Source organism: Azospirillum sp. A23 (assembly GCF_042938965.1).
In the GTDB taxonomy this organism is placed as follows: Bacteria; Pseudomonadota; Alphaproteobacteria; order Azospirillales; family Azospirillaceae; genus Azospirillum; species Azospirillum melinis.
In genome coordinates, this window is sequence record NZ_CP170667.1 from 2,424,463 (window position 1) to 2,437,308 (window position 12,846).

Annotated in this window: 12 protein-coding genes; 4 read left to right on the top strand and 8 right to left on the bottom strand. The window is 66.5% G+C overall.

Translation table 11 applies throughout. The features are described from left to right. Positions 1 to 3 precede the first annotated feature (3 nt). Positions 4 to 747, bottom strand: coding sequence for a glycerophosphoryl diester phosphodiesterase (locus ABNQ40_RS28930; RefSeq protein WP_109047738.1), 744 nt, complete (start codon positions 745 to 747; stop codon positions 4 to 6). 66 nt (positions 748 to 813) lie between these two features. Between ABNQ40_RS28930 and ABNQ40_RS28935 the strand changes: the two genes are divergently transcribed. Continuing rightward, entirely contained in the window at positions 814 to 1,851 is a 1,038-nt protein-coding gene (locus ABNQ40_RS28935) for a lysine-2,3-aminomutase-like protein (RefSeq protein ID WP_109047739.1), read from the top strand. 10 nt (positions 1,852 to 1,861) lie between these two features. Here the strand turns inward: ABNQ40_RS28935 and ABNQ40_RS28940 are convergent, their stop codons facing one another. From ABNQ40_RS28940 to ABNQ40_RS28965, 6 genes are all read right to left on the bottom strand, one after another. Continuing rightward, on the bottom strand, positions 1,862 to 2,209 hold the full coding sequence (locus ABNQ40_RS28940) for a GIY-YIG nuclease family protein (RefSeq protein ID WP_109047740.1): 348 nt from the start codon (positions 2,207 to 2,209) through the stop codon (positions 1,862 to 1,864). Between the two features lie 79 nt (positions 2,210 to 2,288). Next, on the bottom strand, positions 2,289 to 2,819 hold the full coding sequence (locus ABNQ40_RS28945) for a tryptophan-rich sensory protein (protein ID WP_109047741.1): 531 nt from the start codon (positions 2,817 to 2,819) through the stop codon (positions 2,289 to 2,291). A gap of 49 nt (positions 2,820 to 2,868) precedes the next feature. Continuing rightward, complete coding sequence (gene holA / locus ABNQ40_RS28950; RefSeq protein ID WP_109047742.1) at positions 2,869 to 3,894, bottom strand: DNA polymerase III subunit delta; 1,026 nt, start codon at positions 3,892 to 3,894, stop codon at positions 2,869 to 2,871. Positions 3,895 to 3,912: 18 nt separating this feature from the next. Further along, positions 3,913 to 4,419 (bottom strand): LPS assembly lipoprotein LptE, encoded by a 507-nt coding sequence (gene lptE / locus ABNQ40_RS28955; protein ID WP_109047743.1) that lies wholly within the window; start codon positions 4,417 to 4,419, stop codon positions 3,913 to 3,915. A 67-nt stretch (positions 4,420 to 4,486) separates the two neighbouring features. Next, entirely contained in the window at positions 4,487 to 7,051 is a 2,565-nt protein-coding gene (gene leuS / locus ABNQ40_RS28960) for a leucine--tRNA ligase (protein WP_109047744.1), read from the bottom strand. Between the two features lie 72 nt (positions 7,052 to 7,123). After that, positions 7,124 to 7,663 carry a DUF3576 domain-containing protein gene (locus tag ABNQ40_RS28965; RefSeq protein WP_098740706.1) on the bottom strand — a complete coding sequence of 180 codons (540 nt, stop codon included), beginning with the start codon at positions 7,661 to 7,663 and terminating at the stop codon, positions 7,124 to 7,126. A gap of 335 nt (positions 7,664 to 7,998) precedes the next feature. Here ABNQ40_RS28965 and ABNQ40_RS28970 point away from each other — a divergent pair, with 335 nt between their 5' ends. From ABNQ40_RS28970 to ABNQ40_RS28980, 3 genes are all read left to right on the top strand, one after another. After that, entirely contained in the window at positions 7,999 to 9,162 is a 1,164-nt protein-coding gene (locus ABNQ40_RS28970; RefSeq protein WP_109490686.1) for a porin, read from the top strand. Positions 9,163 to 9,492: 330 nt separating this feature from the next. Next, positions 9,493 to 10,593 carry a porin gene (locus ABNQ40_RS28975; RefSeq protein WP_109047745.1) on the top strand — a complete coding sequence of 367 codons (1,101 nt, stop codon included), beginning with the start codon at positions 9,493 to 9,495 and terminating at the stop codon, positions 10,591 to 10,593. A 363-nt stretch (positions 10,594 to 10,956) separates the two neighbouring features. Then, a complete protein-coding gene (locus tag ABNQ40_RS28980) occupies positions 10,957 to 12,045 on the top strand; it encodes a porin (protein WP_109047746.1) in 1,089 nt (362 codons plus the stop codon). A gap of 76 nt (positions 12,046 to 12,121) precedes the next feature. Here ABNQ40_RS28980 and ABNQ40_RS28985 read toward each other — a convergent pair whose 3' ends face one another. Further along, positions 12,122 to 12,703: a hypothetical protein gene (locus ABNQ40_RS28985; protein WP_109047747.1), complete on the bottom strand. Its 582-nt coding sequence runs from the start codon at positions 12,701 to 12,703 to the stop codon at positions 12,122 to 12,124. Positions 12,704 to 12,846 lie beyond the last annotated feature (143 nt).

Here is a 12,846-nt window from a genome sequence, read left to right on the forward strand (position 1 = left end):
CCATCAGGCATCATGCGCCAGTTCGGCGGCCAGCCGGCCGGGCGCATCGGTGAAGACCGCCGACACGCCCCAGCCGAACAGCGTCCGGGCCCGTTCCGCGTCGTTGACGGTGTAGGCCAGCACCGGCCGGCCGGTGGCGCGGTACTCGGCCACGCTGTCGGCCGTCTGGCGGTCCTGGTGGACGTTCAGCGTCGCCGCGCCGATGCGGTCGGCGATGGAAGCCCAGTCTGCCGGCGGGTCCCACAGCAGATAGCCGCGCGGGATCTCCGGCCACAGCCGCTGCGCCACCTCCAGGCAGGGAACCTCGAAGCTGGAGAGCAGAAGCGGCCGGTCGGATGGCCACAGCGGGCGCAGGGTGTTCAGCGCCACCTCCGCCGTGATCTCCTCATGCCCCGGATAGGGCTTGATCTCCAGATTCAGGCCAAGGCCCAGGTCATGGACCAGCGCCACCGCCTCCTCCAGCGTCGGCACGCGCTCGCCGACGAAGGCGGCATCGAACCAGCGCCCGGCGTCGAGCGTCTGCAAATCCGCCAGTTCCAGCAGCGGGACGGCGCCGCTGCCGGTGGTGGTGCGGTCCAGCGTGTCGTCATGGATCAGCACAGGGCGCTGGTCGCGGGTCAGCATGACGTCCACCTCGACCCAGCGGGCGCCCTGGCGGGCGGCTTCGCGGATCGAGGCGAGGGTGTTTTCCGGGGCGCTTTCCTTGGCGCCGCGATGGCCGATCAGGCGGGGAAGAGTCGACAGCATGGGTCTCGCAGGAGTAAGAGCGGTCGCTTTCCTACATGACCCATTCCGTCGAAGCGGGAAAGAGCGATGAAGGCCCTGCACAGCGTTTCCGATCTGGTGGCCGCCGGGCTGATGACACCGGAGGCCGGCGATGCCGTGCGTACGGTCGCCGACCGCTATGCCGTGGCGCTGACCCCGTACCTGCGCGAGACGCTGGCCGGACGCATGGATCCGCAGGATCCCCTTTATGCCCAGTATGTCCCCTCCCCGGCCGAGGCGTACAGCACGCCGGAGGAACTCGAGGATCCCATCGGCGACGTGGCGCGCAGCCCGGTGAAGGGCATCGTCCACCGCTATCCCGACCGGGTGCTGCTGAAGCCGCTGCACGCCTGCGCGGTCTATTGCCGTTTCTGCTTCCGCCGCGAGATGGTCGGCCCGGGCGGCGAGGCGCTGACCCCCGACGAGATGGAGGCCGCTCTGGCCTATATCCGCGATCACGAGGAGGTGTGGGAGGTCGTCGTCACCGGCGGCGATCCGCTGCTGCTGTCGCCGCGCCGGCTGCGTGGGATCGTCCAGGCGCTGTCGGCCATGCCGCATGTCGGTGTCGTCCGTCTGCACAGCCGCATCCCCGCCGCCGATCCCGACCGTGTCACGCCGGAACTGGTGGAGGCGCTGACCGCCCCGGACCTCGCCACCTGGGTCGCCGTCCACATCAACCATGCCGACGAACTGACCCCGCCGGTGCGGGCGGCCCTCGCCCGGCTGGTCGAGGCCGGCATCCCGCTGGTCGGCCAGACCGTGCTGCTGAAGGGCATCAACGACAGCCATGCCGCACTGGAGGCTCTGTTCCGCGGGATGGTGCGCAACCGGGTGAAGCCCTATTACCTGCACCATCCCGACCTTGCCGCCGGCACCAGCCATTTCCGCCCGACGCTGGCGGAGGGTCAGGCGCTGGTGACCGGCCTGCGCGGGAAACTGTCCGGCCTGTGCCAGCCGACCTACGTGCTCGACATTCCCGGCGGCCATGGCAAAGCCCCGGCCGCCCCGGCCTGGATCGAGGAGCAGGGCGAGGGCGGCTATCGCGTGACCGACTTCACCGGCCGCGTTCACGACTACCGCGGCTGAGCGCCCGCCCTCAGATCGCTTCCGCCCGCAAAGCCGCGACCCAATGGGCGACCCGCCCCTTCAGGGCGGCGGCGCGGGCGAAGGCAAGCTCTTCATCCTCCAACGGCTCGACGATTTCGAACGCCAGCGACTCGGCGCCATGGGTGCTCCACGCCGCTTGCAGGCTGCGGTGCGGACAACCGCCCATCTTCAACTGGAACCAGAGGCGGTTCTGGATCTTGTCGAGGTCCGGCGCGCCGCCCATCCATACCGCACCGGCGGCCCCGCAACGGACGGCGAAGACGCCGGCCACGCTTTTGCGCTCCTTGTAGGCGGCCAGCGCCGCCTTGCGATTCTCTTTCCCAGCCGTGGCCGCCATAGTCTTCGCTCCCCCGCAGGTTATCAGTCCCGACTGGTTATATCCGGGTGATATTCCGCGCAAGGTTTTTATCCGGGTATTATCCCCAAAGGGCCGGAGTCCCGAACAGCGGATCGGGGTTGATGAGGGCGTTGTGGATGCCGACCACCGAGGCGAAACCGGTCCACAAGATCAGCGGCGTCCAGATCAGCGCGATGCTTCGGTCGTCCCGCCCCACCAGCGCGATGCAGATCGACGTGATGACGAAGAAGCACACCGTCCAGGCCGCGGCGAGGATCGAGCTGCCCAGCGTGAAATAGACGAGGCTGAAGGTGGCGTAGATCACCCAGGTCACCGCCTGGAGGCCGATCAGAAGCCCGCGGCTGCGGAGTGGCCGCGCCGGGTCGATCAGGCGGATGTCGCCCCAGATCTGGAACACATTCAACGTGAACCACATCACCGGGAAGACCCAGCCCGGCGGCTGCAGGGGCGACGGATGGTGTCCGGCGAAAGGCTGTCCGCCCCGCTCGACGAAGCCCCAGGCATTGACGATGACCCAGAACAGCAGGGGTTGCCACCAGCGGACCCGGAAGGGGGCGGGCGGTGGCGCGGTGTAGGTGGCGTCGCTCATGCTCCGCCAGATAGCGCGCCGCCCCCAACGGTCAAGTCAGCGCCATGCTTCAGCGCCGGGCTCCCAGCGAGGCGAGCTGGAACAGCACGCGGGCGCACAGGGTCTCGTCCGGCATGTTGGTGCGCTTGCAGTCGGCCTCGGCATCGACCAGCCGTTCCAGCGCCTGCCGGACATGGTTGGGCGACCAGTGGCGCGCCTGCCTGACCAGCCGGGTCTTCAGCTTGAAGAAGACCGGCGGGCGCAGCGACTCGACGGCGGCCTCCGGCGACTTGCCGGCAGCGACCTGGGCGGTGAGCAGTTGCAGCCGCTGGAAATGGCGTTGGGCGCCGCGCAGGATCGGCACTGGCGACGTGCCCTCGGCGAACAGGCGCGCCAGCGAACGGTCGAGCGTGGCGAAGTCGCCCTCCGCCGCCGCCCACACCGGCTCGTCCATCGACAGGGCGGCGCTGTCGCCGATGCAGGCCTGGGCATCCTCCAGCCGCACGCGCTTTTCGCTGCCCATGTAGAGCGCCAGCTTTTCCGCCTCGCCGCGGGCCACCATGCGGTCGCCGACGAGATTGCCGGCCAGGAAGCTCAGCACGTCGGGATCGGCGGTCAGCCCATGGCCTTGCAGAATGTCGGCGATGACGCGGCCGAGCGACGCCTCCTCCTCGACATAGCAGGGGATGGCGGCGGCGGCATCGTCTCCCTCGAACAGAAGCCGCAGCTTGGATCGGGCCGAGAGGTCGCCCGACTCGACCACCACCAGGCTGTCGCCCGGCGGCGGATTTTCCAGAAAGGCGGTAAAGGCGGCGGTGGCGTTGTCCTCGGCATCGCGAACGCGGATCAGGCGCCGGCCGCCGGTGAAGGAGATCGCCGCCGCCTCGTCCGCCAGCCGAGCCGGATCGTCGGCGATAGCGCGCCCCTGGAACTCGGCGACGCGGAAGGGATCGGACAGGTCCGGCACCACCATCTTGCCCAGCGTCTGGGCGCGGTCGCGGACGAGCCCCGAGTCGGGGCCATAAAGCAGCACCGCCCGAACCTTGCGGTCCGGGCTGCGCAGAAAACCGTCGATCGCCTTGGGCTGGAGCTTCACCCGTGCATCCCCGGCCGGTCAGGACCCGCGGCCGAGAAACATGGCGACGCGGGTGGTGATGTCGTTGGAGATGTCTTCGAGCGCCCGATCATAGGCGTTCTGCACCGTCGCGATGGCGGCGTAATGCTGCTCCAGCGTGTTGTAGCTGACCATCGAGCGCGAGCTGGACTGGAACACCACCTGCCCGGTCTGGGTGTCGGTCAGCCGGTAGGGGGCGTTGACCAGCAGCTGGGCGCGTACCGCGGTGGCGTCCTTCTGCAAGGCCAGCTTCTGTTCCGACGCCGACAGCGACACATCCAGACGGTAGCGCGGATTTCCTGGCCGCTCCGACGGATAGAAGTTATCGATCAGCAGGTTGCGGAGCTTCTGCCCTTCCCGGTTGGGGATCGACGCGATGTCGACCTCCATCAGCCGCTCGGATGCGGCGGCCCCGATGCCCTTGCCGCCATAGAGCGGCTGGAACCCGCAGCCCGACAGCGACACGGCGGACAGGCCGAGCGCGAGGGCGAAAAGCCCCCGCGCCATGACCTGACGGAGCGGGGCCCGACGGAGCGGGCTCCGGCGGAACGGGCCCTGGCGGATCGATCTGGGATCAGACGACGACATTGATCACCCGGTTCGGGACGACGATGACCTTGCGCGCCGGCTTGCCGTCCATGGCGCGCTGGACGTTGACGTCGGCAAGCGCCGCCTGCTCCGCCGCATCCTTGTCCATGTCGCGCGGCAGCTCCAGCGTGGCGCGCAGCTTGCCGTTGACCTGGACCGCGACCTTGACGCTGTCCTCCACCACCAGGGCGGGGTCGGCCTCCGGCCAGGGTTGGTCGGCCAGCAGGCTGCTGTGGCCCAGCTGCGCCCACAGCTCCTCGCCCAGATGCGGCATCATCGGACCGACGAGACGGACCAGCGACTCGAAGCCCTCGCGCAGGACCCAGCCTTCGCCGTCGCCCTTGCCGTCCAGCTCGCCGAGCGCGTTGGACAGCTCGCGAACCCGGGCGACCGCCTTGTTGAAGCGGAACTTGTCGAGATCCTCAGACACGCCGGCGATGGTCTTGTGGACCAGGCGACGGGCAGCCTCGGCCTTCGGGCCGAGCGACTCGGGCTTCGGCGTGCCGGCGGCCGGCAGATCCGCCTCGGTCATCATCCGCCACAGGCGGTTGATGTAGCGCCAGGCACCGTCGATGCCGGCCTCGGTCCATTCCAGATCGCGCTCCGGCGGGCTGTCGGACAGCATGAACAGGCGGGCGGCGTCGGCGCCGTAGGTGCCGATGATGTGCGCCGGATCCACCACGTTCTTCTTGGACTTCGACATCTTCTCGACGCGGCCGACATTGACCGGCGCGCCGGTGTCGGCCCGGACCCAGTCGCCCTTGTCGTTCTTCGTCAGGTCGGTCGGGGCCAGCCAGGCGCCGGTGCCGGAGTCCTTGTAGGTCTCGTGGTTGACCATGCCCTGGGTGAACAGGCCGGTGAACGGCTCGTCCAGGTTCAGGTAGCCGCAGGTCTTCAGCGCGCGCGTCCAGAAGCGGCTGTAGAGCAGGTGCAGGACCGCATGCTCGATGCCGCCGATATACTGGTCGACGCCCAGCCAGTAATCGACCGCCTCGCGGGTGAAGGCCGCATCCTCGGTCTTCGGCGAGCAGAAGCGGGCGAAATACCAGGACGACTCGATGAAGGTGTCGAAGGTGTCCGTCTCGCGCAGCGCCGGCTTGCCGCACTGGGGGCAGCCGGTGTGCTTCCAGGTCGGATGGTGGTCCAGCGGGTTGCCGGGCTTGTCGAAGGTCACATCCTCCGGCAGCACGACCGGCAACTGGTCGTCAGGGACCGGAACGATGCCACACGACTCGCAATGGATGACCGGGATCGGGCAGCCCCAATAACGCTGGCGGGACACGCCCCAGTCGCGCAGGCGGTACTGGGTGGTGCGCTCGCCCTGCTCCGCCGCCTCCAGCCGCTTGCCGGCCTCCTCCTTCGCCGACTCGGTGTCGAGTCCGTCGAGGAAGGCGGAGTTCCGCAGCACGCCGGGACCGGTGTAGGCCTCGGTCCCGACCTCGAAGGCAGCCGGGTCGGCATCGGCCGGGATCACCACCGGGCGGACCGGCAGACCGTACTTGCGGGCGAAATCCAGGTCGCGCTGGTCATGCGCCGGGCAGGCGAAGATGGCGCCCGTGCCGTATTCCATCAGCACGAAGTTGGCGACGTAGACCGGCAGCTCCCAGGACGGATCGAAGGGATGCACGACCGTCAGCCCGGTGTCGAAGCCGCGCTTCTCCGCCGTCTCGATCACTTCCTCGCTGGTGCCCAGCCGGTTGCACTCGGCGATGAACTCGGCCAGTTCCGGGCTGGACGCGGCCAGCTCGGCCGCCAGCGGGTGATTCGGGGAGATCGCGGCAAAGGAGGCGCCGAACAGCGTGTCCGGGCGGGTGGTGAAAACCTCCAGATCGTCTTCGCGCCCCTTGATCTTGAAGCGGAAGCGGACGCCGGTGGACTTGCCGATCCAGTTCTCCTGCATGATGCGGACGCGCTCGGGCCAACGGTCCAGCGTCTCCAGGCCCTTCAGCAGGTCTTCGGCATAGGCGGTGATCTTCAGGAACCACTGCGACAGCTTGCGCTTTTCCACCAGCGCGCCGGTGCGCCAGCCGCGGCCGTCGATCACCTGCTCGTTGGCGAGGACGGTGTTGTCCACCGGGTCCCAGTTCACCCAGGATTCCTTGCGGTAGGCGAGGCCCGCCTTCAGGAAATCCAGGAACATCTTCTGCTCGTGGCGATAATACTCCACGTCGCAGGTGGCGATTTCGCGGTCCCAGTCGATGGACAGGCCCATCGTCTTCAGCTGCCCGCGCATGGTCGCGATGTTCTCGCGCGTCCAGGCGGCGGGATGGACCTTCTTCTCAAGCGCGGCGTTCTCGGCCGGCAGGCCGAAGGCGTCCCAGCCCATCGGGTGCAGGACGTTGAAGCCCTTGGCACGCTTGAAGCGCGCGATCACGTCGCCGATGGTATAGTTGCGGACGTGGCCCATGTGGATGCGCCCCGACGGGTAGGGGAACATCTCCAACACATAGTATTTGGGCCGGGAGGCGTCCTCGCGCGCGGTGAAACAGCCCTTGCTGTCCCACACGCCCTGCCACTTCGCCTCGGTTTCCTTGACATTGTAACGCGACATGAGCGCGACGCCGTTTTCCGTTGTACCAGATGCTCGAAAGGTCGGGATACCGGCCCGGACCGGCCGGCCGTGTCAGCGGGCGGCGGCGTTCTGCGCCACGCGAAGCTGGCGGGCGCGGGTCAGCACCGCGTCCTCCAGGGTGCCGGCGGTTTCCGGCCCGACAGTGATGTCGCGCCAGTCGTTGCCGGTCCGCTGCTGCTTGAACACCGACACCCGGACGCCGTCGGCGCGCAGCTGGCGGTCCATGATGTAGAGGTTGACCTTGAACCGTTCGTTCGGCGAATCGGGCGGGGTGTACCAGTCGGTCAGGATCACGCCGCCGAACGGATCGGCCGAGGCGATCGGCATGAAGGACAGGGTGTCGAGCGAGGCGCGCCACAGGAAGCTGTTCACGCCGATGCCCCCGGCCGTGTCCTGGTCGCCGCCACGCTTGTTCTTGCCGAACAGGTTCAGACCGCCGTCGGTGCCGAGCAGGCTGCCGAACTTGTAGTCCTTGTTCTTCATCTGCTCTTCGACGGTTTCGGTCTTGCCGCCCCAGCTCGCACAGCCGGCGATCGAGACGGAAGCCGCGAGCAGTACAGGGACAAGGCGAAGGGCGGTCGAACGGCGCATGGTCGGGAACCCGGTTTAGAAAAGGGGTTGCCGCGCGCGAGTCACGCGCGGAATGCCGGTGAACAGACCATAAGTGGACGGCACCACGCAACAGCGGAAGCGTCTTTGCCCCGCCCCGTCACAACAGGACGACAACAGGCGAAGCCTGCCGGGTTGCACTGCGGCGGGCTCGCCAAGGGGGTCCTTCTTAGTGTGCTCCGTGCGACACACTGTCCCCCCAATGCAGCAATCCCGGAGATTTGCCGCTTGCTGGCGAGGGCGGGGGTGCGTACGAAAGTCTCAGCCAGGACGTCAACCAGGCTGAAACATCTGCTGCCAGGATGGAGGCAAAAATCATGACCCGTTATCTGCTGGCCGGCGCTGCCGCCGCCGCTCTCGCCCTCGGCGCTGGCGCTGCCAACGCCCAGGCCAAGTTCGAAGTCAAGATCGGCGGCGACGCCTACTTCGAAGCCGGCTACGTCGATCAGGATCTGGACTCCGGCCTGCGTTCGACCGAATTCCGCAACCGCATGCGCATCAACATCATCCCGTCCGCCAAGGCCGACAACGGCCTGGAGTACGGTGCGCGTATGCGTCTGCGTGCCAACGCTGGCACCAACAACGCCCGCAACACCGACGCCGACCGCGCTTACATCTTCGCGCAGGGCTCCTTCGGTCAGGTCCGCCTCGGCGTGACCAACTCGTTCAACGACGAGACCTATACGACCGCCCCGCTCGACTACCTGCCGCTCGGCATCTACGACGCCCTGCCGGCCTGGATCGGCACGACCGCCAACGGTCTGAACAGCGGCGCCGCCAGCACCGTCACCAACGGCAACACGATCATCACCCAGTCGCTGGTGGCGGAAGCCAACTCGACCAAGATCGTGTACTTCTCGCCGCGCTTCGCCGGCCTGCAGATCGGCGCCAGCTACACCCCGCGTAACGACAGCTCGGCCACCGACGTCAACCGCGTCAAGCCGGTTGGCACGTTCGCCGCTGGCGGCGCTGGCACCTACACCGACATCGTCGAAGTCGGCGCCAACTACAACAACACCTTCGGCGGCGTGACCGTTAAGGCCAGCGCCGGCTACAACTGGGGCCGCGCCGTCGACGACGTCGTCGGTTCCAACTACAAGGATCTGAACGCCTGGCAGGCTGGCGCTCAGGTTGGCTACGCCGGCTTCGCCATCGGCGGCGGCTACATCGACTACGGCAAGTCGGGCCAGAACAAGCGTCCGGGCGTTGCCACCGAGAACACCCGCAACTGGGTTGTCGGCGCTCAGTACACCGCCGGCCCGATCGTTGTCGGCGCCAACTACAAGAACGGCAAGGACGCCGGTTCGTTCTTCACCGCCGGCGACCGCGAGCTGCAGGTCTACGAAATCGGTGTCGGCTACACCGTCGCTCCGGGTCTGACCGTCCAGGCTCAGTACGACCACTTCAAGCTGGACAACGACGCCTCGCTCCGCGACGACAAGGGCGACGTCGTCCTGGTCCGCTCGATCCTGGCGTTCTAATCGATCTTTCGATCGAACGTCCGGCAACGGATGGAAAAGGCGGTGGCTTCGGCCACCGCCTTTTTTCTTGCCCACGCCTTTCCCTTGCCAACTTTCTAGGCAAGCCGCCTGATTTTCAGCCCAACCAAAGAGCAGAATTCAGCCACTCTAGGATTTTTTAATCATTCCAACCAGTTATGAGTGTGTTTTTGTTGCAACTGTGTTGCGAATGCGAAAGCGCGCCGCAGTTTGCCTCTTGCCGGAGTAATTGGAGAGCGGTTAAGTCTTGCTTACAAAGACAACCGACCGCTCCCGGCCAAAACGGGGCGTACGCATAAGGATGGATAATCCATGAAGCGCTCTCTCGTCATCGGCTGCGCCGCCGTTGCCCTCGCCGCCGGCTGCGGCACCGCCTCGGCCCAGTCCAAGTCGAAGTTCGACATCCTGCTGGGCGGCGACGCCTTCTTCCAGGGCGCCTATGTCGACCAGGACAACGACAACGGCCTGCGCAAGACCGAATTCGCCAACCGTTTCCGTCTGACCGTCACCCCGACGGCCAAGGCTGACAACGGCCTGGAATACGGCGCCCGCCTGCGTCTGCGCGCCTCGGGCGGCACCAACAACAACCGCCAGACCGACGCCGACCGCGCCTACATGTTCGTGAACGGCTCGTTCGGTTCGATCCAGGCCGGTGTCGTCAACGGCCCGTCGGACGACTCGGGCGTCATCGGCCCGAACGTCGACGGCATCTCGGGCAGCCCGGACGGCTGGGTGTTTAACTACTACGGCGTGACCTCGCTGCCGTACGTTGTCGGTTCGCTGCGCACGCTCGAGTCGGGCGACGCCAGCACGAAGATCGTCTACTCGACCCCGAGCTTCGCCGGCTTCAAGCTGACCGCCGCCTACACCCCGACCTACGGCAGCAGCAACACCAACATCGAGCGCCGCAAGAACGTCACCTACAACGACATGGGTGAAGTTCAGGCCTACTATAAGGGCGCCTTCAGCGGCGTTGGCCTGGAAGCCAGCGTTGCCTACCAGTTCGCCCAGGCCCCGACCGGCTTCGAAGACCTGTCGTCGGTCCACACCGGCGCCACCGTCACCTTCGGTCCGTTCGCCATCGGCGGCAGCTATGCCTTCAGCGGCGACAGCGGCTACCGCAAGGGCCACACCGGCGTCGACGACAACCAGGTCTGGCTGGTCGGTGCCCAGTACACCATCGGCCCGGTCATCCTGGCTGCCACCTACACCGACGCCAAGGGCGCCAACGTCGGCACCGGTGCCTTCTCCGCGGCTGACTACGCCCGCGCCCACGTCTACCAGGGCGGCGTGACCTACGCCGTGGCTCCGGGCCTGACCACGGGTCTGGAATACAGCTACGTCGACAACAAGTCCGGCGGCCGCAACAACGACGCCAACATCGTCCTGTGGGACACCCGCTTCTCCTTCTAAGGGACGGGTTCCTGGCAGCAAACGTGAAGGCGGCGGAGAAATCCGCCGCCTCTTTTTTTTGTTCATTTCCCAGTCGACAAACAGCCCGGAGCGTGCAGAACAGGCTCACGCCTGAACCCATCCGAAATGGGTAACCCCTTGGCACAGAACTGCTGACCTCGACACCCAATAAATCGGCAAGTATTTGATATATGCATTTACATGATCCGGAGTCCCGTGTTTTTCACGCCACTGTTCTCGGAATGAGGTGACTTCCATCCCTGCCGCCACTTGTCGGAGTGCCGGTGGCAGGACTAAGTCTGGGGTCACAAGATACCGCTCGCGTCCCAATCTGACGGGACGCATGCACCGAGGATGACATCCATGAAGCGTTCTCTCGTCATTGGCTGCGCCGCCGTTGCTCTCGCCGCCGGCTGCGGCACCGCTTCTGCACAGTCCAAGTTCGACATCCTGCTGGGCGGCGACGCCTATTTCCAGGGCGCCTATGTCGACCAGGACGACAACACCGGCCTGCGCAAGACCGAGTTCGCCAACCGCTTCCGCCTGACCATCACCCCGACGGCCAAGGCCGACAACGGCCTGGAATACGGCGCGCGCCTGCGTCTGCGCGCCGCCGGCGGCACAAACAACAACCGCAGCACGGACAGCGACCGTGCATTCATGTTCGTGAATGGCGGCTTCGGCACCATCCAGGCCGGCGTGATCAACGGCCTGTCGGACGAATACGGCATCATCGGCCCGAACGTCGAAGGCATCGAAGGTTCGCCGGACGCGCAGTTCCTGAACTATTACGCGAACGCCAACGGCGCGCCCTATGCGCTGGGCAGCCTGCGCACGCTGGAGTCGGGAGACGCCAGCAGCAAGATCATCTACCTGACGCCGAGCTTCGCCGGCTTCCAGGTCGGCGCTGCCTACACGCCGGTTTATGGCAGCAGCAACACCGACATCAACCGTCGCAAGAACAGCACCGCTTATCGCGACATGGGCGAGGTCCAGGCCACCTACAAGGGCGAGTTCGGCGGTTTCGGCCTGGAGGCGAGCGCCGCCTATCAGTTCGCCAAAGCGGCCAGCCAGCTTGAGGATTTGTCCTCGGTCCATGTCGGCGCCAACGTATCCTACGCCGGCTTCAAGGTCGGCGGCAGCTACGCCTTCAGCGGCGACAGCGGCTATGCCAAGGGCACCCGCGGCGTGGACGACCAGCAGGTCTGGATCGTCGGCGCCAACTACGATTTCGGTTCGGTGATCCTGGCCGCCACCTACACTGACGCGAAGGGCATCGACAGCAACTTCGCCGGCCTGAACTCCCGCGCCCACGTCTGGCAGGCCGGTGTGACCTACACCGTTGCGCCGGGCCTGACCACGGGTCTGGAATACAGCTATCTCGACAACAAGGTCGGCGGCGTGAACAACGACACCAACATCGTGCTGTGGGATACCCGCTTCGCCTTCTGAGCGGCAGGGTTCCAACGGCGGATAAGAAAAGGGCGACGGAGCAATCCGTCGCCCTTCGTCGTTTTCCGGGACCGGCTTATTTCTTGGGAGCCGTTTTGCCGTCCTTGTCGGTTGTGTCGCACAGCATGAACAGCACCGACGACTCCAGCGGCGTCCAGACCAGCAGGTAGCGCTCCTTGTCGCGGTCGCCGAGGAAGACGATCGTCTCCGAATCGGTGACGGACTTGGGATGGATCTCACCCAGCAGGTAGCCCATGCGGCCGTAATTCGCCATGGTCCCCTGGAAGATGTAGTCCAGCCGCTCCTGATCGTCCTTCGCGACCTCCCAGCCGAACTGTTCCTGCCGCACGCAGCGGCGGCCGTATTCGTCCAGGACCTTGTCCATGAAGCTGCGATAGGTGCCGTCGTCTGTCAGCGGGTAGGCCGGCTCGCTGAAGCGGACCTTGGTCATCGGCGACCCCAGCATGACCTTGGCCTTGCTTTGCTTGGCACCGGGCTTCGCCGGGGCGGCGGCCTTGGGGGCCTGCTTCGGATGCTCTTCGGCATGGACGGGGCTGGCGGGAACGGCGACGCACCAGACGGCCACTGCGGCGGCGAGCAGGCCGGCAGGGACGGCCGGCGTCAGGGCGGAGAGCAGGGAACGAAACGGACTCCGCATGCGGAGGTCTCCTCGATATGCAAAACGATGACGATACCCGCGCCGGCGATCCGCCGGCGATGTGGATGCGTCGGGCATGGTCGCTTGGGGCGCTTGCGTTTCCGCGGACCGTCCGCTAACACGCCGCGGAAGCGCTGTACACC

What these genes read in the sequence shown, in the direction of transcription:
- ABNQ40_RS28930 (WP_109047738.1), bottom strand. Translation starts at nt 747, where the DNA reads ATGCTGTCGACTCTTCCCCGCCTGATCGGCCATCGCGGCGCCAAGGAA.
- ABNQ40_RS28935 (WP_109047739.1), top strand. Translation starts at nt 814, where the DNA reads ATGAAGGCCCTGCACAGCGTTTCCGATCTGGTGGCCGCCGGGCTGATG.
- ABNQ40_RS28940 (WP_109047740.1), bottom strand. Translation starts at nt 2,209, where the DNA reads ATGGCGGCCACGGCTGGGAAAGAGAATCGCAAGGCGGCGCTGGCCGCC.
- ABNQ40_RS28945 (WP_109047741.1), bottom strand. Translation starts at nt 2,819, where the DNA reads ATGAGCGACGCCACCTACACCGCGCCACCGCCCGCCCCCTTCCGGGTC.
- lptE (WP_109047743.1), bottom strand. Translation starts at nt 4,419, where the DNA reads ATGGCGCGGGGGCTTTTCGCCCTCGCGCTCGGCCTGTCCGCCGTGTCG.
- leuS (WP_109047744.1), bottom strand. Translation starts at nt 7,051, where the DNA reads ATGTCGCGTTACAATGTCAAGGAAACCGAGGCGAAGTGGCAGGGCGTG.
- ABNQ40_RS28965 (WP_098740706.1), bottom strand. Translation starts at nt 7,663, where the DNA reads ATGCGCCGTTCGACCGCCCTTCGCCTTGTCCCTGTACTGCTCGCGGCT.
- ABNQ40_RS28970 (WP_109490686.1), top strand. Translation starts at nt 7,999, where the DNA reads ATGACCCGTTATCTGCTGGCCGGCGCTGCCGCCGCCGCTCTCGCCCTC.
- ABNQ40_RS28975 (WP_109047745.1), top strand. Translation starts at nt 9,493, where the DNA reads ATGAAGCGCTCTCTCGTCATCGGCTGCGCCGCCGTTGCCCTCGCCGCC.
- ABNQ40_RS28980 (WP_109047746.1), top strand. Translation starts at nt 10,957, where the DNA reads ATGAAGCGTTCTCTCGTCATTGGCTGCGCCGCCGTTGCTCTCGCCGCC.
- ABNQ40_RS28985 (WP_109047747.1), bottom strand. Translation starts at nt 12,703, where the DNA reads ATGCGGAGTCCGTTTCGTTCCCTGCTCTCCGCCCTGACGCCGGCCGTC.